Source organism: Sporosarcina sp. FSL K6-1508 (genome assembly GCF_038007465.1).
GTDB classification, from domain to species: domain Bacteria; phylum Bacillota; class Bacilli; order Bacillales_A; family Planococcaceae; genus Sporosarcina; species Sporosarcina psychrophila_B.
Map to the genome: position 1 here is coordinate 2,500,264 of NZ_JBBOXF010000001.1, position 26,172 is coordinate 2,526,435.

At 41.9% G+C, this 26,172-nt stretch carries 26 protein-coding genes; 19 read left to right on the plus strand and 7 right to left on the minus strand.

Translation table 11 applies throughout. The annotated features are described in order from the left end of the window. Positions 1 to 116: 116 nt before the first annotated feature. The 7 genes from polA to dnaI all read left to right on the plus strand — a co-directional run bounded on the left by polA (position 117) and on the right by dnaI (position 8,444). Complete coding sequence (polA, locus tag MKZ11_RS12470) at positions 117 to 2,741, plus strand: DNA polymerase I (RefSeq protein WP_340794747.1); 2,625 nt, start codon at positions 117 to 119, stop codon at positions 2,739 to 2,741. A 9-nt stretch (positions 2,742 to 2,750) separates the two neighbouring features. Further along, positions 2,751 to 3,623 (plus strand): bifunctional DNA-formamidopyrimidine glycosylase/DNA-(apurinic or apyrimidinic site) lyase, encoded by an 873-nt coding sequence (mutM, locus tag MKZ11_RS12475; RefSeq protein ID WP_340794748.1) that lies wholly within the window; start codon positions 2,751 to 2,753, stop codon positions 3,621 to 3,623. 22 nt (positions 3,624 to 3,645) lie between these two features. After that, positions 3,646 to 4,242 carry a dephospho-CoA kinase gene (gene coaE / locus MKZ11_RS12480; RefSeq protein ID WP_340794749.1) on the plus strand — a complete coding sequence of 199 codons (597 nt, stop codon included), beginning with the start codon at positions 3,646 to 3,648 and terminating at the stop codon, positions 4,240 to 4,242. A gap of 123 nt (positions 4,243 to 4,365) precedes the next feature. After that, positions 4,366 to 5,388 (plus strand): glyceraldehyde-3-phosphate dehydrogenase, encoded by a 1,023-nt coding sequence (locus MKZ11_RS12485; protein ID WP_340794750.1) that lies wholly within the window; start codon positions 4,366 to 4,368, stop codon positions 5,386 to 5,388. Between the two features lie 248 nt (positions 5,389 to 5,636). After that, positions 5,637 to 6,098 (plus strand): transcriptional regulator NrdR, encoded by a 462-nt coding sequence (gene nrdR, locus MKZ11_RS12490; RefSeq protein ID WP_340794751.1) that lies wholly within the window; start codon positions 5,637 to 5,639, stop codon positions 6,096 to 6,098. 32 nt (positions 6,099 to 6,130) lie between these two features. Further along, on the plus strand, positions 6,131 to 7,498 hold the full coding sequence (locus tag MKZ11_RS12495) for a replication initiation and membrane attachment family protein (protein WP_340794752.1): 1,368 nt from the start codon (positions 6,131 to 6,133) through the stop codon (positions 7,496 to 7,498). Position 7,499: 1 nt separating this feature from the next. Beyond that, positions 7,500 to 8,444 (plus strand): primosomal protein DnaI, encoded by a 945-nt coding sequence (gene dnaI, locus MKZ11_RS12500; protein ID WP_340794753.1) that lies wholly within the window; start codon positions 7,500 to 7,502, stop codon positions 8,442 to 8,444. Between the two features lie 46 nt (positions 8,445 to 8,490). Here the strand turns inward: dnaI and MKZ11_RS12505 are convergent, their stop codons facing one another. Then, a complete protein-coding gene (locus MKZ11_RS12505; RefSeq protein WP_340794754.1) occupies positions 8,491 to 8,667 on the minus strand; it encodes a hypothetical protein in 177 nt (58 codons plus the stop codon). A gap of 718 nt (positions 8,668 to 9,385) precedes the next feature. On the opposite strand from MKZ11_RS12505, the gene thrS reads away from it, so the two are divergent. The 5 genes from thrS to MKZ11_RS12530 all read left to right on the plus strand — a co-directional run bounded on the left by thrS (position 9,386) and on the right by MKZ11_RS12530 (position 13,271). Beyond that, entirely contained in the window at positions 9,386 to 11,320 is a 1,935-nt protein-coding gene (gene thrS, locus MKZ11_RS12510) for a threonine--tRNA ligase (RefSeq protein WP_340794755.1), read from the plus strand. A 300-nt stretch (positions 11,321 to 11,620) separates the two neighbouring features. Next, on the plus strand, positions 11,621 to 12,127 hold the full coding sequence (infC, locus tag MKZ11_RS12515) for a translation initiation factor IF-3 (RefSeq protein WP_149580720.1): 507 nt from the start codon (positions 11,621 to 11,623) through the stop codon (positions 12,125 to 12,127). 27 nt (positions 12,128 to 12,154) lie between these two features. Next, positions 12,155 to 12,352: a 50S ribosomal protein L35 gene (rpmI, locus tag MKZ11_RS12520; protein WP_179392201.1), complete on the plus strand. Its 198-nt coding sequence runs from the start codon at positions 12,155 to 12,157 to the stop codon at positions 12,350 to 12,352. 44 nt (positions 12,353 to 12,396) lie between these two features. Further along, the gene (gene rplT, locus MKZ11_RS12525; RefSeq protein ID WP_340794756.1) at positions 12,397 to 12,756 is read left to right on the plus strand and encodes a 50S ribosomal protein L20; all 360 of its coding nucleotides are present in this window, start codon (positions 12,397 to 12,399) and stop codon (positions 12,754 to 12,756) included. A gap of 224 nt (positions 12,757 to 12,980) precedes the next feature. Next, on the plus strand, positions 12,981 to 13,271 hold the full coding sequence (locus tag MKZ11_RS12530) for a DUF1294 domain-containing protein (RefSeq protein ID WP_340794757.1): 291 nt from the start codon (positions 12,981 to 12,983) through the stop codon (positions 13,269 to 13,271). A 27-nt stretch (positions 13,272 to 13,298) separates the two neighbouring features. Here the strand turns inward: MKZ11_RS12530 and MKZ11_RS12535 are convergent, their stop codons facing one another. Beyond that, positions 13,299 to 13,682: a sigma-w pathway protein ysdB gene (locus tag MKZ11_RS12535; RefSeq protein ID WP_340794758.1), complete on the minus strand. Its 384-nt coding sequence runs from the start codon at positions 13,680 to 13,682 to the stop codon at positions 13,299 to 13,301. 94 nt (positions 13,683 to 13,776) lie between these two features. Between MKZ11_RS12535 and MKZ11_RS12540 the strand changes: the two genes are divergently transcribed. The 5 genes from MKZ11_RS12540 (at position 13,777) to MKZ11_RS12560 (ending at position 18,615) form a co-directional block, all read left to right on the plus strand. Further along, complete coding sequence (locus MKZ11_RS12540) at positions 13,777 to 14,262, plus strand: dUTP diphosphatase (RefSeq protein ID WP_340794759.1); 486 nt, start codon at positions 13,777 to 13,779, stop codon at positions 14,260 to 14,262. A 91-nt stretch (positions 14,263 to 14,353) separates the two neighbouring features. Next, entirely contained in the window at positions 14,354 to 14,845 is a 492-nt protein-coding gene (locus MKZ11_RS12545; RefSeq protein WP_340794760.1) for a helix-turn-helix domain-containing protein, read from the plus strand. Beyond that, complete coding sequence (locus MKZ11_RS12550; RefSeq protein ID WP_340794761.1) at positions 14,845 to 15,711, plus strand: metallophosphoesterase; 867 nt, start codon at positions 14,845 to 14,847, stop codon at positions 15,709 to 15,711. The genes MKZ11_RS12545 and MKZ11_RS12550 overlap by 1 nt, the downstream gene beginning before the upstream one ends. Positions 15,712 to 15,847: 136 nt before the next feature. After that, positions 15,848 to 16,831, plus strand: coding sequence for a zinc-binding dehydrogenase (locus tag MKZ11_RS12555; RefSeq protein WP_340794762.1), 984 nt, complete (start codon positions 15,848 to 15,850; stop codon positions 16,829 to 16,831). Between the two features lie 104 nt (positions 16,832 to 16,935). Next, positions 16,936 to 18,615, plus strand: a complete 1,680-nt coding sequence (locus MKZ11_RS12560) for a formate--tetrahydrofolate ligase (RefSeq protein ID WP_340794763.1) — start codon at positions 16,936 to 16,938, stop codon at positions 18,613 to 18,615. A 73-nt stretch (positions 18,616 to 18,688) separates the two neighbouring features. Here MKZ11_RS12560 and MKZ11_RS12565 read toward each other — a convergent pair whose 3' ends face one another. Further along, the gene (locus MKZ11_RS12565) at positions 18,689 to 20,386 is read right to left on the minus strand and encodes a M3 family oligoendopeptidase (RefSeq protein ID WP_340794764.1); all 1,698 of its coding nucleotides are present in this window, start codon (positions 20,384 to 20,386) and stop codon (positions 18,689 to 18,691) included. A 364-nt stretch (positions 20,387 to 20,750) separates the two neighbouring features. Here MKZ11_RS12565 and MKZ11_RS12570 point away from each other — a divergent pair, with 364 nt between their 5' ends. Beyond that, positions 20,751 to 21,032 carry a DUF6509 family protein gene (locus MKZ11_RS12570; protein WP_340794765.1) on the plus strand — a complete coding sequence of 94 codons (282 nt, stop codon included), beginning with the start codon at positions 20,751 to 20,753 and terminating at the stop codon, positions 21,030 to 21,032. A 290-nt stretch (positions 21,033 to 21,322) separates the two neighbouring features. Here MKZ11_RS12570 and MKZ11_RS12575 read toward each other — a convergent pair whose 3' ends face one another. Then, entirely contained in the window at positions 21,323 to 21,466 is a 144-nt protein-coding gene (locus MKZ11_RS12575; RefSeq protein ID WP_340794766.1) for a methyl-accepting chemotaxis protein, read from the minus strand. 283 nt (positions 21,467 to 21,749) lie between these two features. Here MKZ11_RS12575 and MKZ11_RS12580 point away from each other — a divergent pair, with 283 nt between their 5' ends. Beyond that, positions 21,750 to 22,733: an NAD(P)/FAD-dependent oxidoreductase gene (locus MKZ11_RS12580; RefSeq protein ID WP_340794767.1), complete on the plus strand. Its 984-nt coding sequence runs from the start codon at positions 21,750 to 21,752 to the stop codon at positions 22,731 to 22,733. Positions 22,734 to 22,913: 180 nt separating this feature from the next. Here MKZ11_RS12580 and MKZ11_RS12585 read toward each other — a convergent pair whose 3' ends face one another. From MKZ11_RS12585 to MKZ11_RS12595, 3 genes are all read right to left on the minus strand, one after another. Then, the gene (locus MKZ11_RS12585; protein ID WP_340794768.1) at positions 22,914 to 24,020 is read right to left on the minus strand and encodes a DUF1648 domain-containing protein; all 1,107 of its coding nucleotides are present in this window, start codon (positions 24,018 to 24,020) and stop codon (positions 22,914 to 22,916) included. Positions 24,021 to 24,023: 3 nt separating this feature from the next. Beyond that, positions 24,024 to 24,407, minus strand: a complete 384-nt coding sequence (locus MKZ11_RS12590; RefSeq protein WP_340794769.1) for a GntR family transcriptional regulator — start codon at positions 24,405 to 24,407, stop codon at positions 24,024 to 24,026. Positions 24,408 to 24,537: 130 nt separating this feature from the next. After that, positions 24,538 to 26,052, minus strand: a complete 1,515-nt coding sequence (locus MKZ11_RS12595; RefSeq protein ID WP_340794770.1) for a polysaccharide deacetylase family protein — start codon at positions 26,050 to 26,052, stop codon at positions 24,538 to 24,540. Positions 26,053 to 26,172: the final 120 nt, after the last annotated feature.

Here is a 26,172-nt window from a genome sequence, read left to right on the forward strand (position 1 = left end):
TAACCCGTTGGCAGTGAACTTGAATTTAACCTAAACATCGCGTCGTTTTCTTTTATACTTGCCCCCGTGGTAAGATGAATGAAGATGACGTTTTTTTGAATAGGAGTGGAATATACGTGACGACTAAGAAAATCGTGTTACTTGACGGAAACAGTCTGGCATATCGGGCATTTTTTGCATTGCCTTTACTAACCAATGATAATGGAATCCATACCAATGCAGTATACGGCTTTACAATGATGTTGCAAAACATCCTGGAAGAAGAAAAACCTACACATATTCTCGTTGCATGGGATGCAGGGAAAACAACATTCAGGCATAAAACGTATGGAGAATATAAAGGTGGACGTCAGAAAACACCACCGGAATTATCGGAGCAATTCCCTTATTTGCGTAAGCTTCTTGATGCCTACAATATTCCTCAATATGAACTGGATCAGTACGAAGCGGATGATATCATCGGTACGCTCAGTAAGACGGGCGATGCGGATGGTTCTGAAATCGTCGTCATTTCAGGGGACAAAGATTTAACGCAACTTGCAAGCAGTAATACTACGGTGTTCATCACCCGAAAAGGGATGACGGACATTGAGAAATACACACCTGAACATGTAATGGAAAAGTACGGCATCGAGCCCCGTCAAATCATTGATATGAAAGGGCTTATGGGCGATGCTTCAGATAATATTCCGGGTGTCCCCGGTGTCGGTGAAAAAACGGCACTTAAATTATTGGTGGAATATGGCTCTATTGAAAATGTGTACAAATCACTCGATAAGATTACAGCTAAAAAACTGAATCAGAATTTAACGGAAAATCAAGAGCAAGCGTTCATGAGCAAAGACTTAGCGACAATCGAAGTAGCTGCGCCAATCACGGTCTCCCTGAATGATTTAGCGTATGAGGGACCTGACATGGAAGAAGTGACGAGTATATACCGTGAATTGAAATTCAAAACGCTTCTTGATAAAATCGCACCGCAAGCAGCGGAAGAGCCAAAAGAAGCGATTGATGTGACAATCGTTTCGGAATTAATGGATGCGGATTTATCAAACGAGATGGCAATACATGTCGAAATGATGGATGAAAACTATTTGACTGCAGAAATTCTTGGAATTAGTCTGGCAGATGAAAAAAATACGCTTTTTGTCCCGTTAGAGGTTGCAAAAGAGTGTGTTGCGTTCAAAAACTGGCTGCAAAATACGGACAAGTTGAAATACACGTCCGATTCGAAAGCGGCTTTCGCATCGCTTGCGCGGCAAGGTATGGAGGCAGAAGGGTTCCAATTCGATTTACTGCTTGCGACATACATTGTCAATCCTTCGACAACTTATACAGATGTTGCCTCTGTTGCAGGCGAATTTGGCTACACAGAGGTCGAGCATGATGAAGTGATTTACGGAAAAGGAGCGAAGAAAGCGGCACCAGCACAGGAGATGATTGCGGAGCACGCAGGCCGTAAAGCGCAAGCAATTTGGAAACTGCGTCCTGACATCGAACAGAAATTAAAGGAAAACGATCAGTATGATTTATACCATGAGCTGGAACTACCGCTTGCGGCGATTCTAGGCAAAATGGAAACGACGGGCGTTATGACAGATCGGGAGACACTTCTAACTATCGGGAGTGAACTTACTGCTAAGCTGGCCACACTTGAAACAACTATTTATGAAATTGCCGGGGAAAAGTTCAATATAAACTCGCCTAAACAGCTGGGTGTCATTCTCTTTGAAAAAATCGGACTTACTCCGATTAAAAAGACGAAAACCGGTTACTCAACAGCAGCTGACGTACTTGAAAAGCTTGAAAGCGAACATGAAATCATCAGCCACATTTTAAACTACCGTCAACTGGGTAAATTAAACTCGACTTATATTGAAGGTCTGTTGAAAGAAATCTTTGAGGACGGGAAGATTCATACACGGTTCCAGCAAGCGCTCACTACAACGGGGCGACTCAGTTCCATCAATCCGAACTTGCAGAACATCCCTGTACGGCTCGAAGAAGGAAGAAAGATCCGAGCGGCGTTTGTTCCGTCCGAACCAGGCTGGTATCTGTTTGCTGCAGATTATTCGCAAATCGAGTTGCGGGTACTTGCTCATATATCACAAGATGAGAAGCTCATTGAAGCGTTCCGTGAAGGCGCAGACATTCATACGAAGACGGCAATGGATGTATTCGGAGTGGATAATGACTCCGTGACTTCAGACATGCGTAGGGCGGCGAAAGCGGTAAACTTTGGAATTGTCTATGGTATAAGCGATTATGGACTTTCACAAAGTTTGGGTATTACACGGAAAGACGCAGCAAAGTTCATTGACACATATCTGAGTAGCTTCCCGGGTGTCAAGCAGTATATGAGTGACAGCGTTGCAGAAGCGAAGATAAAAGGCTATGTGACGACGCTCATGAACCGCCGACGTTATTTGCCGGAAATTACAAGTTCGAATTTCAACCTGAGAAGTTTTGCAGAACGGACAGCTATGAATACGCCGATTCAAGGAAGTGCGGCTGATATCATTAAAAAAGCAATGATTGAGATGGCAAAACGTCTTGAAGCTGATGGTATGCAGACGCGTATGCTCCTGCAAGTGCATGATGAGTTGATCTTTGAGGCACCGGAAGACGAAATCGAAAAACTAAAAGTAATCGTACCTGAAGTGATGGAATCAGCTCTTGCGCTGGACGTGCCATTGAAAGTTGATTGGGCATTTGGATTATCTTGGTATGATACGAAGTGAGGGGATATAATGCCTGAACTGCCTGAAGTAGAAGGGGTCGTCCGAGCACTCGCACCTGTTGCGATCGGAAGGACAATCCAGAACGTGACCGTTTCAGACACGGTCATCAAATCAAAACAACTTGGAAAAGAAGCCGTGATAAAAGGGATCACAACCGAAGATTTTATAGCAGATATGGCTGGGATGAAGATCAATGACGTCACACGACGCAGTAAATACATTTACTTTCATCTAGCGAAAGACGGTAACACCTGCCTTCTTGTCAGCCATCTCGGCATGTCAGGTGCATGGTTCACAGTTAACTCTGTCGATGACATTACGGAAATGAAATTTCGCAACCATGTTCACGTCATCTTTACGCTGGAAGGCGGAGGATTGCTTGTCTATTCAGATATTCGCCGCTTTGGAGAATTGCGGCTTCTTGGCTGCGAAGCGGACCATCCGCCATTATTGAAAATGGCCCCCGAACCGTTCGCCGCAGAAGCGCACAATCATTTTCTGGAAATGGCAGCTACCCCGAAATATGCGCGGAAACCGATTAAAGAAGTCATAATGGATGGGCATGTTATTTCGGGATGCGGAAATATTTATGCGACGGAAGCACTTTATAAGATGAATATTCATCCGGGTAGGACTACAGAGCGAATTAGTCAGAAACGGAAAAATGAATTATTTGACGTAATCGTGGATGTCTTACAGGAAAGTATCGATGCTGGCGGCAGTTCCATTTCCGATTATCGGAATATTAATGGAGAAGCGGGAACAATGCAGGACCGGCTAAAAATGTATGGGAGGAAAGTTTGCCCAGAATGCGGCTCCGCCACGAGAAGTATGAAAATAGCGGGCAGGACATCTGTTTATTGTCCGACATGTCAGAAATAATCGCTGGAAAGAGGGATATTCTATGATTATTGGTTTGACCGGCAGTATTGCAAGCGGAAAGAGTACCGTTTCCGCAATGCTGAAGAAAAGAGGGTTTCCGATTGTAGATGCAGATGAAATTGCTCGGCTGGTTGTTGAACCTGGCAGTCCAGTCCTGATGGAAATCAGTCGCCTATTTGGGCAAGAATTTTTAAGGGAAGACGGATCGCTAAACCGTGAAAAACTTGGTGAGCGTATATTTGGAAACGAAGAAGAGCGTTTGAAGTTAAATAGCATTATCCATCCAGCCATACGGAAAGAGATGCTGAAACAAAAAGAACAATGGATTTCTAGCGGATCAAACACAGTCATCTTAGACATCCCACTTTTATTCGAAAGCAAACTGCAATCGTTTGTAGATAAAATTATTGTCGTGTCCACCACACCTGAAATTCAAAAAGATCGGCTCATGTCGAGAAATGTGTTATCGGAAGAAGAAGCCGATGCTCGAATTAGTTCCCAGCTGCCTCTGAAAGAAAAGGAACTAGGCGCAGATGCCGTTTTATACAATAACGGGACGATAGAACATACGGAGAGCCAGCTAGATGGGATACTATCTGTTTGGAATGCGAAACCTTAGTTTTATTCTGAAAAGTGGGACATTGAAATAAGCAACATTAACCCTTTGTTGTTGTTTAATATGTGTTATACTAATGAGCGAATAAAGATAAAAAGTATAACATACATACGGGAGGATCTTCACATGACTACTTCTATTGCAATAAATGGGTTTGGACGTATTGGACGAATGGTTTTTCGCCAAATGATTAAAGAAGATGATGTAACTATTGTTGCGATAAACGCAATGTATTCTTCAGAAACGCTTGCTCATCTTATAAAGTACGATACGAATCACGGGACATTTGATGGTGAAGTAATCGCAGAAGAAAATGCGATTGTCGTCAACGGAAAACGTGTTAAAATCGTTTCAGATCGTGATCCGCTAAACCTTCCTTGGAAAGAGCTTGAAATTGATATTGTTATCGAAGCGACAGGTAAATTTAATGCACGTGATAAAGCTGCACTTCATCTTAAGGCTGGAGCAAAAAAGGTTATAATATCTGCACCCGGTAAAGATGAAGATATCACAATTGTTCTTGGCGTTAACGACGACAAACTGGATATCGAGAAGCATGACGTCATCTCGAATGCAAGCTGCACAACGAACTGTCTTGCACCGGTAGCAAAAGTGTTAAATGACGCATTTGGTATCGACAACGGCTTAATGACAACTGTTCATGCTTATACGAACGACCAAAAAAACTTGGATAATCCACATAAGGACCTTCGCCGTGCACGTGCATGTGCGCAGTCCATCATCCCGACGTCGACTGGTGCTGCAAAAGCATTGGCACTTGTGCTACCTGAGCTAGAAGGAAAGATTCATGGGATGGCGCTTCGTGTTCCGACACCAAATGTATCACTTGTCGACCTCGTTGTGGATCTCAAGCAGGATGTTACTGTAGATATGGTAAATGATGCATTTAAGCAAGCGTCTAAAGGGGCAATGGAAGGTATTCTGCGCTTTACGACAGAGCCACTGGTGTCTATTGATTTCAATACGACAACAGACTCTGCAATTATTGATGGCCTTTCAACAATCGTCATGGCTGACCGCAAAGTAAAAGTACTTGCATGGTATGATAATGAGTGGGGTTATTCCGCACGCGTTGTCGATTTAACGAAGAGAGTTGCCGCGGCTTTAAAAACAGTGGAAATGGCTTAAAAAAAGCGGGAGCGCCTGGTTAGAGGGGCTGCAGTTTAGATATGGAATATTCTTTTTTATAGGTTAACCACCGGATCTGAACCATATAGTTTCCCATGCTTGAAATAGCGTCCCGCAAGTCGTTGTACGATGACTTGCGGGACGCTTTTGTCTAGTCAAACAAGTATCTTTCCGCGGGATTCCAATTTTTTTGTGCTTGTTCTGTTATAATCAAGTTAATATCTAAGAAAAAGCGGAGGATACAAACTATGAAATGTCCAGCTTGCCAGTACAATGGCACTCGGGTAGTCGATTCCAGACCTGCCGAGGAAAATAGATCCATCCGGCGGCGCAGAGAATGCGAACAATGTACGTTCCGATTTACGACATTTGAAAAAGTCGAGGAAACACCTTTGGTTGTCGTGAAAAAAGATGGTTCGCGCGAAGAATTCAGCGGAGAAAAGGTGCTCAGGGGCCTTATCCGTGCTTGTGAAAAACGCCCTGTTTCACTTGAAGATCTCAAAAAAATCGTTTATTCGATTGAAAAAGAGTTAAAAAGTGCAGGAGTTGTAGAGATTAACTCTGATGATGTTGGGGAAATGGTTATGGAACAGTTGTCGGAAGTCGATGAAGTCGCTTATGTCAGATTCGCTTCAGTGTACCGCCAATATAAAGACATCACAGTTTTCATAGAAGAATTGCAAGATATACAAAAACGTACGAAAAAGTAACGTATCCCATTCAGATAGGAAGTAGAGTTCCAATGGCACCACTTTATAAAGAACTTCAGCCAGTTGATGCATACAAAATACGGTTATCGCAATCCTTTTCGGATTACGACAGACAACTCCTCACTTTATTTTATCAGCCGTTGATTGGTCCAGGTGCAATGAGTTTGTTTATGACGCTATGGGCGGACGCGGAGCGTGAAGACGGCCGGGAATACAACCATTACCATCTTATGAACATTCTAACGATGCCGCTCGGACCTGTTTTCGAGGCGAGGATTTCTTTGGAAGCGATTGGCTTATTACGTACTTACAAGAAGAAAGATGGAGATGCAAGATTATTCGTTTATGAACTGCTGCCTCCCCTTGACGCCAAAGCATTTTTCCTAGATCCATTGTTGTCGACATTCTTGTTCAGTAAAATCGGAGAGCAGGCATACCGCAGTTTACGTAGCCGTTTTGCACTTGACCGTATCACTGATGATGGGTTCGATGACGTTTCACGGACGTTTCTGGATGTGTATACGCCCGTCCAGCAGGGGTATAGCATGGATATGGGTGAGAATCAGCAGTTTATCGGACGCAACGAACCGGAAGGTGTTCCATTTGGGCATTCCGATTTTGATTTTGATCTGCTTCGCTCAGGATTATCTGAACAAATGGTTCCTCAAGCTTCATTATCTTCGGTTTCTAAAGAATCGATTGCGAAACTCGCATTCCTTTATTCATTGACTCCGCTGGATATGCAAAAAGTCATCATGATGGCACTTGATGAGGACCTTAAGTTACCAGAGGATAGATTGCGAAAATCAGCTGCCGAATTTTATAAAATGAATGTTTCAAAAGACGCACCCGTTTTGCACAAAGTATACGCGAAAGAATCACCTAAGCCTGAAACTGGATTATTAACACGTGACGAAGAATTGGAACACTACCTTGAAACTACGGCACCGCTTGAAATGCTGCGTGATTTTATGGGGAAAGAACCATTATCGGTAGATGTAAAGCTTGCTGAAAAGCTTGTCAATACGCATGGATTGTCCGTCGGAGTCGTCAATGTTCTCCTGCAATACGTTCTTTATCGCAATGACGGAAAAATAACAAATAGTTATGCTGAACGGATTGCTTCCCATTGGATGAGCAAAAAGGTGGATTCAGTGAAAACTGCAATGGAAATGTCGCGAAATGAGCATGACCAGTATGTGAAATGGAAAAATGAAGGTCAGAAAACGGGCCCGAGAAGAAAACCTGCACGAGAAGAGAAAGTACCGGAATGGTTTTATAAAAAAGAAGAAAAGAAAACAAAATCAGATAAACCTGTTAAGTCTTCTTCCGCTATTGATGAAGAACGTCGTAAATTACTTGAGGAATTAGGTGTAACAGGGGACGGGACGGTGAAGTGAAATGGAACATATTGGTGACACGCTGAAACGGGTTGTGAAGTCTCCCGCATTTGCCGCGAGGTTTGATGAATTACGAAAAGAAGTGATGGAGAGTCCAGGCGTGCAACAATTTCTGACGGATCATTCCACTGAAATCGATGGTGAAGTTGTTGAACGGAGCCTCGGCAAATTATACGAATACGCCACTGCTTCTCATGGTTGTGGAAAATGCCCGGATCTACAGGGGTGCGTGAATATCATGAACGGATTTGAACCCAAATTGGTTTTATCCTGCGGTCTTATTGATGTGGAATATACAAAGTGTCCAAACAAGCTTATGGATGACGATCAGCGTAATATTAAGAAAATGATTGACAGTATGTACATGCCGAAAGATGTCATGGAAGCAAAGCTGCAAAATATTGATATGTATTTTGACGACAGCAGGGTGACGGCCGTACGTGCCGCAAAAGATTTCTTGAATGTTTTCGATGAAACTGGAAAACTTCCTGAACGCGGCATGTACATTTATGGACCTTTTGGAATTGGAAAGTCTTTTGTGCTTGGAGCGTTAGCGAATGAATTAGCGAATCGCCGGATACGCACTGTTGCTGTGTATGTGCCGGAATTCCTTAGAGAAATGAAACAATCTATCCAAGATCAGACATTAAACGAAAAAATCGATTTTGTAAAAGGTGCTCAAGTACTTATGCTCGATGATATTGGTGCGGAAACAATGTCTGCTTGGACGCGTGATGAAGTGCTCGGAACAATTCTGCAATTTAGGATGGCAGAAAAACTACCGACTTTCTTCACTTCCAATTTTAGCTACGCGGAGCTTGAAAATCACTTAACATATACGCAGCGCGGTGAAAAAGAAGTAGTAAAAGCCGCGCGTATCATGGAAAGAATCCAAATGATCAGTAACCCGGTACGACTCGATGGTGAAAACAGACGCGATAAATAAATGGAAAACGGACAGAAGCATTATGCTTCTGTCCGTTAATTTTTCCTTATCGAGTGTTATTGTCAAATCGGTTTGCACGTTGCTCTTTTTGTTTTTTAGGATCATTTTTCTGATCATTTAACTTATCAATATCAAACGTAGATCCAAACTCTTCACGCATATCGCTAGGGATTTGCTTTTTATTGCGGTCTTTGTTCGGATTTTTGTCTTTGTTGTTTGGCAAGATTATTCACCTCCGTGAGCATAATATGTGTTCAAGTTTGCTTTTCAACTCTTGGTAATTACTCCCGGAGAAAGAGGAGTCTGATTCCGAATTGTCATCTTGTCAGCGGCTTTTTCATACGCTTTGTTTCTAAAACCGCTAACCTTACTGATAGTAATAGCCGACTTTTCTTATTTATTAACTGTAGGATGATTAATGTCGTCGTTTGCAAATAAATATAGTTTCCATAGGAAATGAAAATAGGTTATCGGACAAATACTACAGACAGAACAACTAGAAAGCTGATGAAAGGGAAACGTAGCGAAGCACTTCTTGGAGTTTCATGTAGAATTGACTTGCAATTAAAGCGTAATCGACGTATACTCGACTTTAATTAATAATATGAAATGCGTGGAAGAGGACAACAATCTTTTTGTCTGCCTAAAGAGAACGGGGTCATTGGCTGAAAGCCCTGAAGGTGAGACGGATGATTTACCACCTCTGAGCAGCATCGGTGAACAATGCAGTAACTGATGACGGAATCCGGTCCGTTACCCGACGTCAAGCTTCATCTTTTCAATGTTTGTTTAGCTCTAGCAGTCAGACACGACTGGCCACTTGCGCTTTTCATTTTATTGGATTGAAGGAAGAAGGGTGGAACCGCGAGCTAAAGCTTCGTCCCTTTCCAGGGATGGGGCTTTTTTTGTTTTTTAATTATAATAAAGAGGAGTGCTTAATAATGACAAATATACTTAAATTGAAATTTCCGGACGGTGCAGTGAAAGAATTTCCACAAGGTACAACGACTGAAGATGTGGCAGCATCCATTAGTCCGGGACTGCGGAAAAGTGCATTGGCTGGTAAAGTAGGGGATAAATTAGTCGACTTGAAATCGCCGATCACTGAAGACGGCGACATCGCAATCATTACACCTCAATCGCCGGAAGCACTTGAAATATTACGCCATAGTACAGCTCATCTTCTTGCACAAGCTGTAAAACGTAAGTTCCCTAATGCAAAACTAGGTATAGGGCCAGTTATCCAAAGCGGATTTTATTATGATATTGATTCGCCTGAACCGATTACAGCAGAAGATTTACCAGAACTTGAAAAAGAGATGAGAAGAATTATTGCTGAAAACGTGGAAGTAATTCGTCATGATGTATCTCGTGAAGAGGCGAAAAAGCGTTTTGAAGAAATCGATGACGAATATAAACTAGAACTTCTTGAAGCGATACCTGAGGGTGAGCAAGTGTCTATCTATGAACAAGGCGACTTCATTGACTTGTGCCGCGGTGTCCATGTTCCATCAACAGGCAAGCTAAAGGAATTCAAACTTCTTAGCATCGCAGGCGCTTATTGGCGCGGTGATTCAAATAACAAAATGCTGCAACGGATTTACGGCACAGCATTCTTCAAGAAAGATGAGTTGAAAGAGCATCTGCGTCTTTTGGAAGAAGCAAAAGAGCGTGATCATCGTAAAATCGGGAAAGAACTCAATCTGTTCATGAACTCTCAAAAAGTCGGACAAGGTTTGCCGATGTGGTTGCCTAAAGGAGCTACAATTCGTCGAATTATCGAGCGATACATTGTCGATAAGGAAGAGAAGCTTGGTTATGATCATGTATACACGCCAGTTCTCGGAAGCGTAGAATTATATAAAACTTCTGGCCACTGGGATCATTACCAGGACGGCATGTTCCCAGTTATGAGCATGGATAATGAAGACCTTGTCCTTCGCCCGATGAACTGTCCGCATCATATGATGATTTACAAAAATGGTATCCATTCTTATAGAAACTTACCAATGCGAATTGCAGAACTTGGTACAATGCACCGATACGAAATGTCCGGCGCATTATCAGGATTACAGCGTGTCCGTGGAATGACGTTGAACGATGCTCATATTTTCGTCCGTCCCGACCAAATTAAAGATGAGTTTAAACGTGTCGTCCAACTTGTTATTGATGTCTATAAAGATTTTAATATCGATGACTATTCATTCCGTGTTTCTTACCGCGACCCAGCAGATAAAGAGAAATATTTTGATGACGATGCAATGTGGAATCGTGCACAAACGATGTTAAAAGAAGCGATGGATGAGCTTGGTCTTGACTATGTTGAAGCCGAAGGGGAAGCTGCATTCTACGGACCTAAACTCGACGTTCAAGTGAAAACAGCAATTGGTATGGAAGAAACATTGTCAACAGTACAACTCGACTTCTTGCTTCCAGAACGTTTCGATCTAACATACGTTGGCGAAGATGGAAAACAACACCGTCCAGTCGTTATTCACCGTGGCGTTGTTTCAACTATGGAACGTTTTGTTGCATTCCTAATTGAAGAATACAAAGGCGCATTTCCAACTTGGTTAGCACCTGTCCAAGTAGAAGTGATTCCAGTTTCGCCAGATGCACATTTCGACTATGCAGATGGTGTGCGCGAAAAACTTGTTGCTGCTGGATTCCGTGTTAACATTGATAGCCGAGAGGAAAAAATTGGTTATAAAATTCGGGAAGCCCAAATGCAAAAAGTGCCTTATATGCTCGTTCTTGGAGACAAGGAAGTTGAATCAGGCGAAGTGAACGTCCGTAAATACGGTGAGCAAAATTCAGAAAGCATGCAATTTGATGATTTCCTAGTAAAATTAAAGGATGAAGTAAGTAATATATAATTAAAGTAGTTGACACTTTGATTGTCTCATGTTAAAGTAATTAAGGTTAGTAATGACTGAATACAGTTTGTGGTATAAGAAGAGGCTACCCGCTTCTCACCTGCTCGACGCCTAGACGTTGTTGACAGGTCAACACATGAGTGAAGTGCCGTGCATTTGCACGTACACATACGCGGGTAGACAAATCCAATTTGTCTACCTTTTTTTATTGGATGGACCTGTGGGACCGTCCCAACCGGACGGCATACCCAAACCATGTATTCGAGAAATATCCGGAGGTGGATTACTATTAGCAAAGACATGTACGTAAATGAGGGCATCCGTGCCCGCGAGCTGCGCATTATCGATCACAACGGCGATCAGCTCGGAATCAAAACACGCACTGAGGCATTAGAAATTGCCGCTCTTGCGAATTTGGATCTTGTCCTTGTAGCTCCAACAGCGAAACCCCCAGTGGCTCGTATCATGGACCACGGAAAGTTCAAATTTGAGCAGCAGAAAAAGGATCGTGAAGTCCGTAAAAATCAGAAAATCATTCTGCTTAAAGAAGTTCGGTTAAGCCCGACGATCGATGAGCATGATTTCCAGACAAAACTACGGAACGCTATCAAGTTCCTTGAAAAAGGCGACAAAGTAAAAGCTTCTATCCGTTTCCGTGGACGTGCGATTACGCACAAGGAAATCGGGCAGCGCGTCCTTGACCGTTTCGCAGAAGCGTGCAAAGATGTATCTACGGTTGAACAACGACCGAAGATGGAAGGTCGCAGCATGTTCTTAGTGCTTGCACCAACTGCTGAAAAAGAGTAAGAATGAATGATTTAGGAGGAACAGAACATGCCAAAAATGAAAACTCACCGCGGCTCAGCGAAACGTTTCAAAAAAACCGGTTCTGGTAAATTGAAACGCGGCCGTGCTTACACAAGTCACTTATTTGCAAACAAACCGACGAAAGCAAAACGCCACCTGCGTAAAGCTTCACTCGTTTCTTCAGGCGACTTCAAACGTATTCGCCAAATGATCACATACATGTAATAACAAAAAACACAATCGGACAGAAAAGCAGGAGGTAATGAACTATGCCACGCGTAAAAGGTGGAACAGTGACGCGCAAGCGTCGTAATCGAGTATTGAAATTAGCAAAAGGTTACTTTGGTTCAAAACATAGACTTTACAAGGTAGCAAACCAACAGGTAATGAAATCATTCAACTATGCATACCGTGACCGTCGTCAGAAGAAACGTGAATTCCGTAAACTTTGGATCACACGTATCAATGCGGCTGCACGTATTAACGGTCTTTCTTACAGCACTCTTATGCACGGCTTGAAAGTAGCTGGCATCGATGTTAACCGTAAAATGCTTGCTGATCTTGCGGTGACTGACGCACAAGCGTTCACACAACTTGCAGATGTAGCAAAAAAATCAATCGCAAAATAAGAACTTCAATAGAAGCCGCCAAACGGCCCAGAGCTAATCTGGGTGCGAGGCGGCTTTTTTATTAGGGGATTATTGGTTATGGAATTATCAAGGATTGTCGTAGTGTTCATGAATTCTGTCGTATCTTCTCACCCAGTCTTATAGGATTATTCTAGTATATTATTTCTTTGTGACGGCTAAACAGTGTAAAATGTAAATGAAGAAAAGAAGAGGGGGAATAGCACTTGCAAACGACAATTCTAGGGTGGATTGCCATCATGTCCATCTGGGCATTTATTGCGATGGGTTATGATAAACGTCAAGCGAAAAGAAAAGGCCGGCGTATTCCTGAAAAGGATTTATGGACTCTGGCGCTGCTTGGTGGAGGCATCGGTGCTTATTTTGGAATGCAAGTTTTCCGTCATAAAACGAGGCATACATCTTTTCGGGTCGGCTTTCTGATATTGGCGATGGCCTATGGAATCGGTGTACTCTTTCTTCTTGGCGTCTCCCTGCCAGGAATAGTTGAGGCGTAAAAAAAAGCCCGTATATACCACGGACTTTTACTGTTGTTCCATTAGTTGTTCGATAGGGTTTTTCCAACTAATCGTTGCGTTAGGATAGTTGGATAGGATCTCAGATTCGAGGAAATGAAAATCGTCTTTTGTAAAACCTTGAAGTTTTGTGTCATCTTTCACCCAGACGAAGATAGATATGACGTCAATTGAATCATCCGTCGTGCCCAAATATTTTTCACCTTCAAACATAGCGCCTTTATACGTAATGAAAAAGTTTTTCCGCACATTTTTCACTTCATCGTAAAAGTAATATTTCTCCACTGCATATGCATCATCAAGCTTGCGTTTTGGGTCCGTTAAATAACGAATCCCCCGATAGAAAAAATAAATGATAAAGGCAATAATGACAAAGCGGATCATTAATCCCATAACAGATCCCCCCTTATTATTTAATAGATACTATCCTATACGGTCGACCCATCTAAATAGTTTCACTATATTTAAATTAATTGGAGGTTTTTTTATGGAACTGTCAAAACTATTTGCCATGCAGCGTGAACTCGATTTATTTATCCAAAATAACAGAGAGAAACAGACGGATGTTTTTCAAGAAAAGGGACTGGCACTCCTAGTCGAATTAGCGGAACTTGCTAATGAAACCCGTTGCTTTAAATTTTGGAGTACGAAAGGACCTTCGGACGATGCTGTTATCCTCGAAGAGTATGTGGATTCGATTCATTTTCTTCTTTCGCTTGGTATTGAGAAAAACCTGCATACACTTACAAACTGGCCTGAGGGTGAAGTTGAAGGGGAATTGACACACTTATTTCTAGAGACGACAGCTGTGATTCACCGCTTTTTGAATGAACTTACCATGGCTGCTTATGAGCAAGTCTGGATTCATTATGGAGCCATCGCCAAAAAACTCGGTTTTTCAAATGAAGATATTATTATTGCATACTTAGCAAAGAATGAAGAAAATTATACACGACAAAAAACAGGTTATTAATTGTTTTATAGAAAAATCAAAAAATAGATTGACAGAAGCCTTCAAATAAAAAATAATAGAGTTAGTATATAAGTTTTGAGGAGGCGTCAAAGTGAACGATTGGAACAAGGAAGACTTTGGTGTACGGTTAAAAAAATTGCGTGAAGAACGTGGACTGTCAATGATGGCGTTCGGAACAGCTATTGGAACATCAGCAAGTCGTATTAAAGATTGGGAAAAAGGGAAGAATGCACCCTCAGCAGCATGGATAGCAAAAATCTCTGAACGGTTCAATGTTTCAACCGATGAACTAATTCTTGGTAATGCGAAGACATCAAAGCCATTTAAGGGTTCAAGTTCTACAAATGTAGATATGCTTTACGACAAGTTAAGGGAAAATATTACCACCGAAGTAGTAGAGATAGAGAAAAGCGATACAGCGGAGCTTTATGCAGAACTAGATGCAATACACAAAGAACAATATAGAAGCGGAAAAGGCAGAAGACGTGCAGAGCTTGAAATGCTTGGTATATTGACAGAACTGCCGAAGAAAGAAGTGCTTGAACTTTTAGAGCTTGCAAAGTTAAAAAAACGCTGGATGTAATGGAAACAACGAAACTAAAGAAGCCGCCCCGACGTAAATGGTTTTTCATCTTACTCATTATTGGTCTTCTTAGCTTTGTCATATACAAAGGAAATGCGACTGTTGGAGTAACGCGGTATGAAATCGTGTCGGACAAGATTCCTGATGCTTACGACACATACAGAATCGTCCAGATTTCTGATTTGCATGATGCTGAATTTGGTGACAATCACTCGGAAGTTGTCAATCGAGTGAAAATGATTACACCTCAAGCGATATTCATTACTGGCGATTTTATCGATAGCAATCGGTATAATCTTGAACAAAGCCTGATTCTTATTGAAGAACTTCAATTTGTCGCTCCAATCTATTACGTAACAGGAAATCATGAAATTGCTACGCAGGATATGGAACGTATTCATGAAGCCCTCGAAGATCTGGGTGTCCGGGTCTTATCTGACGAAGCTGATGTGATTACGCTGTTTCCGGATAGCTCAATAGCAATAGGCGGCATAGAAGACCCGCTGGCAAGCGGGCTTGAAGATGACGAAGCTGTTAAGCTATCTATTGAAAAAGCATTTGAAAATGTACCTGATGATATGTTTAAAATTCTTTTGTCACATAGACCGGAACAATTTAATGTATACGCTGAACAGGAGATCGACTTGACGTTCAGTGGCCATGCCCATGGAGGCCAGTTTCGAATCCCCGGAATCGGTGGTCTTATCTCTCCAGGTCAGGGCTGGTTTCCAAAATACTCTTCGGGCATCCATGAAAAGAATGGCAGTCACTTAGTGGTCAGTCGGGGTCTTGGCAACAGCATCATTCCGGTACGGCTATTTAATCAGCCGGAAATAGTCGTTGTAACCTTGAGAAAAACTGAATAAGCGTAACCTCCGTTCAATAATGAATGGAGGTTTTTTGTTTTTAAAAAACACTTCCTAAACTACTTGGAAGAGTATGAAAAGTACCAATCATTCAGTTATGATGAAGGAGGTACGTATTTAAGGGAGGCTGATTGAAGTGAAAGCATTTATTCATGAGTTCGGGCAGTTGAAACTAAACGATATGAAAGAACCGATTGCGGGAAGTGGTGAGGTCGTTGTTGCGATCCGGGCGGCTGGGTTGAATCGTCGCGATTTATACATACCTAGACGAAGAGGAGATGAAGCGCCAGCATTGATATTGGGATCTGACGGGGCGGGAGTAATCGATACAATAGGCGAAGGGGTAACGGGGTTTGCGGTCGGGGATGAAGTAATGATTAATCCTTCGCTGCGTTGGTTTAAAAATAGTGAGGCGCCGCCGGTTTCTTTTGATATTTTAGGAATGCCTGATAACGGGACGTTTGCGGAGAAGATTGCCATTTCGGCTGAACAGATTGAAAGGAAACCTGCTCACTTGTCATGGGAAGAGGCAGCAGTTCTTTCCCTAGCAGGTCTTACAGGCTATCGTGCTCTCTTTACCAAAGGAGGATTGCAAGCAAGCGATACAGTTTTCATCCCAGGTGCTGGCAGCGGAGTAGCCACATATCTTATTGCGTTCGCTAAAAACATTGGGGCACGTGTGATTGTTACTTCACGCAGTGAAGCTAAGCGTAAGCAGGCGCTTCAACTTGGTGCGGATCTTGCCCTTGATACGAATGGGGATTGGAATAAGGAACTGGAGGGAGAGACGATTGACCTTGTTATCGAAAGTGTAGGCCGGGCGACGTTTAACCGTTCACTCAGTATATTGAAAAAAGGCGGGCGCATTGTCGTGTTCGGCGCAACGACTGACGATACGGTTGACTTGGATTTACGGGCGTTTTTCTACGGACAATACCAGCTTTTCGGTTCTACGTTGGGAAGTCGGGAAGAACTGCGTGATATGATTGCGCATGTCGAAAAATACGGGACGCATCCAATTGTCGACAAAGTGTTCAAGTTGGACGACGCAGTAGAGGCATTCGATTATATTGAAGAGAGTAAGCAGTTTGGAAAAGTGGTACTGCGAATAACAAGGTAACGTAGCAATTCATCTGAATAATCATGTCGAACGAAAGTTGCGGAATTTTAACTGTCATTAGACATAGATACGGTATACTTAAAACAAAGAAAGGTGGGACAGGTATGACAGAAAAAATATCACCACTGACTGATTTACAAATAGCATCACAAGCCACAATGGAATCGATTTGGACGATAGCAAGGGAAGCAGGCATACCCGAAGAGGCAGTTGAACCTTACGGCAGATTCAAAGCAAAGATTGATATAACAAAGTTAACCGAAAGTAGCAAGGAGGGAAAAGTGGTTCTTGTCACAGCAATCAGCCCAACGCCGGCGGGGGAAGGGAAGTCAACTGTAACCGTAGGGCTTGCTGACGCCCTTTCAAAGCTCGGAGAAAAAACAATGATTGCATTAAGAGAACCATCCCTTGGACCCGTTATGGGGATGAAGGGAGGGGCTACAGGCGGTGGCTATGCCCAAGTGTTGCCGATGGAAGAAATAAACTTGCATTTCAACGGTGATATCCATGCAATTACAACTGCGAATAATGCGCTCAGTGCACTGATAGATAATCATCTTCACCAAGGAAATCTGCTCCGGATTGACCCGCGGAGAATTACTTGGAAACGTGTTTTGGATATGAATGATCGTGCTTTACGTAACGTAACAATCGGACTCGGCGGGCCTGCGCAAGGTGTTCCGAGGGAAGAGGGCTTCGATATTACAGTTGCTTCTGAAATTATGGCAGTGTTCTGTTTGGCGACAAGTTTGCAAGACTTGAAAGAGAGACTTGCGCGTATCGTGATTGGTTACACGTATGACAAAGAGGCAGTAACCGTGCGTGACCTTGGCGTGCAAGGAGCATTGGCACTCCTGCTGAAAGAAGCGTTTAAACCAAACTTAGTGCAAACGATTGAAGGAACCCCGGCGCTGATTCACGGTGGACCCTTTGCAAATATTGCTCATGGCTGTAACTCATTGATTGCAACAAATACTGCACGTAAACTGGCCGATATCGTTGTAACAGAAGCAGGGTTTGGAGCAGATCTAGGTGCGGAGAAATTTATGAATATAAAAGCACGCCAAGGCGAATTCTCACCCGACGCTGTTGTTATTGTAGCAACAGTGCGTGCACTTAAAATGCATGGCGGAGTACCGAAAAACCAGCTTGCGAGTAAAAATGTTCAAGCGGTTATAGATGGAATCGTAAACTTAGCAAAGCATATTGATACTATTCGTGCATTCGGTGTTCAGCCTGTCGTTGCGTTGAACAAATTCATCACAGACACTGCTGCTGAACTGGAAATCATTTTTGAATGGTGTGAGGAAAATGAAATAAGAGTAGCGCTTACGGATGTCTGGGAACGTGGTGGTGAAGGCGGTATCGCTCTGGCGCAGGAAGTTATAAAGCTTCTAGATGAACCAAATAACTTTACTCCGCTCTATGATGTAGAACAGTCCGTAAGCGATAAAATTACAACCATTGTTCAAAAAGTTTATGGTGGAATGGGTGTTATTTTTACAGATCAAGCACTTAAAGATCTCATAGATATCGAGAAAAATGGCTGGGGCATCTTGCCGATTTGTATGGCTAAAACGCAGTATTCATTCTCGGATGACCCAAAAATACTCGGGCGTCCTGAAGGGTTTACGATTACTGTCAGGAAAATTATTCCGAAACTTGGGGCTGGATTCCTGGTTTGCCTGACGGGAGATATTATGACGATGCCGGGATTGCCGAAAACGCCTGCAGCACTGCAGATGGATATCGATTCACAAGGGAATGCTGTCGGGTTAATGTGATTTTTAAAATTGTAGGTAAGTAAGAAAAAGAACGAGGCTATCCTAAAGTACTGGGATAGCCTCGTTCTTTGTTTTAAAGTGCTTTATCATCAACCGAATCGAGCCAAGACTCAATAGTTCCGATCACGGACTCCACACAGCCGTCTTCGAAAGGCGAGATTAAGTTTGCCTCGGCAACTAGTTTTGTAAACGACTTTGAACCACCGAGTGTGCAAAGATGTAAATAATCTTTCCATGCCGCATCACGGTCTTCGAATGAGCGTTTCCAAAACTGGAACGCACAAATTTGGGCAAGCGTATAATCGATATAATAGAATGGGCTTTCATAAATGTGACCCTGACGCTGCCAAACAGCCCCTGCTTCCAAGTATTCAATGCCATCGTAATCACGCATAGGTAGATAGATATCCTCAATCTTTTTCCATGCTGCTTTTCGTTCTGCAGCTGTCATTTCAGGATTTTCATAGATGACATGCTGGAATTCATCGACTGCGACACCGTAGGGTAAAAAGAGCAATGCACTGCTTAGGTGTGCGAATTTGTATTTATCGGTTTGTTCTTTGAAGAAAAGTTCCATCCAAGGCCATGTGAAGAACTCCATACTCATCGAATGAATTTCAGCACCTTCAGATGTAGGCCACATATATTCAGGTATACCAATATCTTGGCTAGAGAACACTTGGAATGCATGTCCGGCTTCGTGTGTTAACACATCGATATCACCAGACGTTCCGTTGAAATTAGAGAAGATGAAAGGCGAATCGTAATTATCGATGAATGTGCAATAGCCGCCTGCTTCTTTTCCTTTTTTCGCTTCGATGTCAAGTAAGTGCTTGTCCGTCATGAACTTGAAAAAGGCATCCGTTTCAGGTGAAAGTTCAGCATACATTTTTTTGCCGTTTTCAATGATCCATTCAGGAGATCCCTGAGGTGTTGCATTGCCTGTAAGGAAGTCTAGGGACTGATCATAGAACTTCAACTCCTCAACGTTTATACGTTCAGCCTGCCGCTTATAAAGTCGGTTTGCCAGCGGCACGATATGGTCGCGTACTTGATCACGGAATTTCTTAACCATATCTGCATCATAGTCGATGCGGTCCATTCGTAGGTAACCAAGCTCGACAAAATTTTTATAACCAAGTGTCGTCGCGATTTCATGACGGAGTTTAACAAGTTGGTCGTAAATTTCATCAAACTTTTCACCATTGTCGGCATAGAATTTGTAGGTAGCTTCCATTGCTGACTTACGAATGGAACGGTCCGTTGATTCTGCATAAGGGCCCATTTGAGCTAATGTAAGTGTTTTTCCGTCAAAATCGATTTGTGCAGAGGCAACAAGTTTCGAGTAATCAGAAGTTAGTTTGTTTTCTTTTTGCAGCATGCCAACAATTTCTGGAGAAAATGATTTTATGGAGTTGTCAGCCAATGCAAATAGTTGAGTTCCCCATTTTTCTTCGAGTTGTGCTCTGTAAGGAGTGGAGACAAGCTCTTTATAGTAAGCGGTTTCAAGTTCTTGGTACTCCGGTCCGATTTCATCGAAATAATCGCGTTCTTTCTGATAGTATTCATCATTTGTATCAATGGAAGCGCGGATATAGACAAGATTGGCCATTGTCGAGTAGTCTTTGCCGATTGTGTTAATCCTCTCAATGACTTCATTTTGCTGGTCATAAGAACTTGCGGAACGGAATTCCTGCAACAACGCACTAAAATCTAGTTTTACTTCTTTCATATCAGGCCTTGCGTATTGATAGTCTTCAAATTTAACCAAAATGATTCCCCCTGAAATTTTACTAGTGATATACTCACTGTTTCTATTGTTCACGAATTTCAGGAATATTGCAAAAGAAATTTTCGTATTTTATCCAATTTATCGAAAAAGGAGTTGGATATAGGGGTACAATATACTTTTGGAACAGGAAAAAACCATGAAATCAGGTTTACACATATGAAAGGAAGGGCTAGTGATTTGTGTTATAAGTCTGTTGCCTCTTAAGTTAAAAGGTTTAAAAAATCTTAACAAAAAGAAAAGTTAGGGCCAAAGTTTCCCCTTTTTGTGTTGAATGATGTATGATGGGGTGTAGTGGCTTTAGAGCCGGGGAAACCAAAATTGTAAGTGAGAGGTTGGTATTACTATGGAAATTACTGAGTACATTATCAAAAAAATTAACGATCCTACCGGGATCATTGCGGGAGAACGTTTTGAATACCGATTATATATTAATCTTGACGAGGAAGATGAGCTTTATTCTGAAGGCGGGACCGGTCTTCGAGTAATCTTTGCAATTGACGAGGATGAAGGTCGGATTGCCTCTTATCATTTCTTTGAGCGTTCAAGTGAGAAAGTTCTTGATTTCGAATTGGAAGATGATGAGAAAGCAATTGTTCTTGAGTATTGCAGAACACATCGCGAATAGTAATTAGTAAAGGCCTGTACACATTTGATATGTGTACAGGCCTTTTCAAAAGGAAAGTATAAGTTTTTTTAACCTGGTAAAATGTCTAGACTCCAAGTGTATTGCGCCTTTCTTTCCTTAAATCTGGAACCTGTTGATTTCTTTTTGTAAACTATCTGCTACTAAGGCGAGTTCTTGAGAGCTTGAAGAGATTTCTTCATTTATAACCAGTTCGTGCGACACTACGGCTTCCATCCTCTATGGAAAGAACTGCTTTCGCTGTTTCTTCCCGAATGGAATCCATCATCGTTTCAATTTTGGTTGCTTAGTTTTTTCCACTGCTCCGCCAATTTACGTACTTCTTTAGCAACAACGGCAAACTCTCTCCCGTGACCGCCAGCGCGAGTAGCTGCAATGGTAGCACTTTGAAGCCAGCCAATTTGTCTGTTCGGCAATGGCTATAATAAGAGAAGTCCCTTTTTGGCCTTCTGCATTTCTTTTTGCTGTAAAGCTTCCAGTTCATCTGCTCTCACGGTCAACAATATACTGAATAAAAAGAATGATACTGAAACCAAATAAGCAGTATTTATAGATATTGCGAAATAAACCGTCTTCTTCGGAGACTGGTAATGTATAAATCAGATTGTGTGTGTTTTATTGTAATTTGTTAGATAATGTGTAGAGTGGATAAAGAGAAGAAATCTTTTTCCGAGACTAATCTAATTGGAGTGTTTGCATATGAATAACGAAATCGTTGATATTACAATTATCGGGGGAGGGCCAACAGGGCTTTTTGCTTCGTTCTATGCTGGAATGCGAGAAATGTCGGTGAAAATAATAGATAGCTTGCCCCAGCTTGGGGGTCAGCTGATTGAACTATATCCCGATAAAGATATATATGATGTAGGCGGATTTCCGAAAATCCTTGCGAAAGATTTCGTCGCGAATCTGGTAACACAGGCTCATTATGCGAAACCAGAAATCCTTCTCGGAGAAACGGCATTATCAGCAACACGTGACGGAGATCATTTCATACTTAAAACGGATAAAGGGGTCCATTTAACACGCACTATTCTTTTGACAGCTGGAATCGGTGCATTTCAACCACGTAAAATAGGCCTTCCTGAAGAAGTACAATTTGAAGGGAACACGCTTCATTACAGCATTAAAGATCTAACAATCTTTAAGGATAAAAATGTGCTCGTCTGTGGTGGCGGGGACTCAGCAGTTGACTGGTCACTCATGTTGGAGGATATCGCCTCCACAGTGACGCTCGTTCATCGTCGTGAGCGTTTTACGGCACATGAAACGAGTGTTAATCAACTGATGGAATCGAAAGTGGACGTGAAAACTTCTCGCGCGGTGAAAGCGATTGAAGGGCAAGACGGTACTGTCAGTGGGATTGTCTTAGCCGAAAAAGATGGGACCGAAGAACGTCTTGAGGTGGATCATTTAATTGTTAACTACGGTAATATTTCATCACTTGGACCTTTGAAAGATTGGGGTCTTGAGATGGATCGAAACTCAATCATGGTTAACACGCGTATGGAGACGAACATTGAAGGCATTTACGCAGCAGGAGACGTAACGAATTATGATGGCAAAGTGAAGTTGATTGCTGTCGGGCTCGGTGAAGCTCCGATTGCAGTGAATCACGCAAAAGCCTACGTCGACCCAAAAGCAAGATTGCAGCCGCTTCATAGTACAAGTATTTTCAGCTGAATAAAATAATTTAAAAACCGCCTTGTGCGGTTTTTTTATTGCTTGGAATAGGTAGAAAGAGTATGGGAAAAAGTTTTGAGAAGTAGAATCCTACACTAGCATTCACCAATGGACCGCATAACTAAAATAAGCAACAGAAAAATCAGATGTATCAAGGTGGTTTTTCTGTTGCTCTTATTATTATAATAGGAAAGTGATAGCTAAGATAAGCATCAATGGTAACAAAATGATGATATATCCGATGGGGTTCCCCATGTTTATTGTCCAGCCAACGCCGAATCTTTTTTCAACGAAAATGGAGGAATCGTCTTTATTCACATAAAAGATGCCCGCTTTCCAAAATTTATCGTCATCAACGTCAGTTATACCTGCAATAGAATCATCTTCCATTGCGACATCGATCCGTGAACCGCTCTGCCCGACTTTGAATGCATATATAGCTGTTACAATAAGAATGATTAATAAAAAACCTAACGGTAATGCAAGCATGAGTGCTGCATTGCCGAGTCCTTCATGGATTGTTGTAAGCTGCAGGAATCCGAGAAGTACAGTAATGAGTACACTTGTCATAAATAAAAACCAGCTTGTATATTTGCGGAACGACAATTGCTGAATTTGAGACGTTTGTCGTTTTGCGGCATTTAATTTGATGCCTGACTGTTTTGTGAAAGCATTGATACCAAGCATCATACCTTGCATAACCAAGAGAATTAGCAAAAGGGCAATCACGGAAAAAGGTGTTTTTCTACTAAAGGCATCCGCCTGACCACTCGGCCCCCAATGGGTTGGAATCATATCGGGCATACTATTGTATTGTGTAGCAGTATAAGCAATTAGACCAACCGTAATGATCATTGGCAATGCATAGAAAAATGAAGGAAGCATTTCGTCTTTTGCCCGCATTGATAAATCAGTGATCCGGACTTGTTTTAAATTTTGCCCCCAGTCATTGTACCGTTTTAAATGTGTTGTTTTTGCGTGAAAGTAAAAATAGAGTCCCATGCTCAAAAAGATGATCCCAAACTGAATCGCTAATCCGGTTAACATAACTTTCTCTTCCGTCAGGTTACTGTTTTTCGTCCAAATAAAATACGCAATCAGTGAGACGAGACCGGTAATGAAAATAGTTGCAGCATATATTTTCTTAAATGAAGCAATTGTTGGATCGTCTGTATGACCTTCTGGAATGGTGACTCCAAATGCAATGGTCCGTTTCAATAAAAATGGCATGGCAGATTGCAGTACAAAGATAAAACCGATAATGATAAGAAATATAGTGATTACCATTCTTTATTCCTCCTTAATAGTGACGAGTATAGATGAAACAAGTTTGTTAATGTCTTCTGCACCCATTCCAAGCACAATTGCTTCCGCTATAATCGGTTTAATTTCTGCGGAAATCCTTTCAAGATGAACTGTTCGAATTCCATTTTGTGAAAGTGTATTTACGATAGCTCCTGACTTAGGAACAATACGAATAATTTCTTTTCTTTCAAGTTCATGGTAGGCCTTATTGACGGTATGCATATTCATGCCAAGGTCTGCTGCTAATGACCGAACGGACGGTAGTGCATCTCCGCCTACCAGCTTGCCACAAGCAATCGCTTCAATTAATTGGGAAGCCAATTGTGCGTAAATCGGTATTTCTGAAGTCGGTTCGATTTGGATGAACACTTGAGTACCTCCTAACTGTTCTAATTCTATACTAACAGATGTGTTATAGAACGTATAGAACAAACGCCTAATCAATTACTATTTTCGATAATAAAAACCCCTGAACATCTAGTCCAGGGGCGTTTAGGAACTACTGATTAAGCTCTGAAACTTTAACGAATGTATAGCCTTCGCTTTGCAAGTATGCTAAAACTGCGTCAAGGCCATCTGCTGTCGATTGATGGATATCATGCATTAGAATGGTACTGCCATCTTTTGTCGCACTTTTCACATTCGTGAGAAGCTTGTTTGGATCACGGTGTTTCCAGTCAAGTGTATCGACGTCCCAAAGAATAATCGGCAAGCTTGTTTGGCTGCGCACAGTTTTGTTAACAGCACCATAAGGGGGTCTGAAAGCAGTTACTTTCTGACCAGTGACATCTTCAATAATGGAATTTGTTTTATTGATTTCACTACGTACCTTTTCTACATCTGCTTTCGTCAGATCAGGATGGTTCCATGTATGATTCCCAAGCTCGTGGCCTGCTTCCTGCACTTTTTTTGCGATTTCGGGATAGTATTCAACCCGGCTGCCAAGCATGAAAAATGTTGCTTTTGCATCGTATTTATTCAACGTCTCAAGAATTTGCATTGTCACTTTAGGATCGGGTCCATCATCGAATGTGAGGGCGACTTTCTTAATGGCGTTGCTACTCTCTTCTTCAGTTCCTTCTTTTTCAACAGTATCCCCATCGCTGTCGTCTTGATTGGTGGAGGAGTCTGATTTTTTTGGAGGGATAGCAGTATTTTCCTCCTTTACAGGGTCTTTGGTAATCGTATTTTCGTCAGTATCTTCAATTACTAATTGGAATTTCTCGGAAAGTAAGTCATTTATATCACTTAACGGAATTGCTACAACTGGTGGACCGACTGTTCCTGATGCCAGCTCATTTTCGTCAAAATAAAAAATAAGAGATTCATCCGTAATTGCGAAATTATCGAAGTTCGACCAGAGAGGTTCCGTCTGGGTATGTACTTCTTCTAGAAAAAGATAGTCTGCCAGTAAAGGATCTTCGTATATTGCTTCACGTATTAAAGTAGAAAGAATCTCAAGTTGTTTCGGATCACGTCCGAAGACATCGGCGATTGTAAAACTTTCACCTGATTCAGGATTTAAATGGAATGACCGAATTTCAGTCGTACCGTTTGCATCTCCGGTTGTACTGCTGTTAACAAGTACAAAAGAATAGTTTCCTGAATTATGGGGGAGAGTTTCAAAAGAGATATTCAATTCACCTTTTAATTCACCGCTGCCTTGTTTGTTTTCTTCCATCGTCGTCAAGTAATCGCGTTTTGCATCCTTTATGTAACTAGAAATCGCTTTGTTGAATGTGCTATGTAAACTTTGGGGATATTGAATGGCAAATGGTGCATATATGTCATTCGAAGTTTCAGTAATGAGCTTAATACCTGGATAATGGGAGTCAATTGTATCGACCACAACTCCAGCTGAGGTTGCTGCTTTTTTATTTTCGGGAGGAGAAGCAGTCTCATTCTTAGTAGTTAGTGAAACTAAATAAATGGCAGAGACGGTTAGTGCGATGATAACGATTGAAAATGTAAAATCAATCCAGGAAGAACGGCGTTTGCGATGCGGTTTTTTCATGAAAAAAGACTCCTTTACTGTTTATAAAAAGTTAGACGGTTGAATCTCGTTAATAGTTTCAAAAAGTTATGTATTTTGTCGAACTCTAGCATTAAACATACTTTTCTAGTATACATGAAA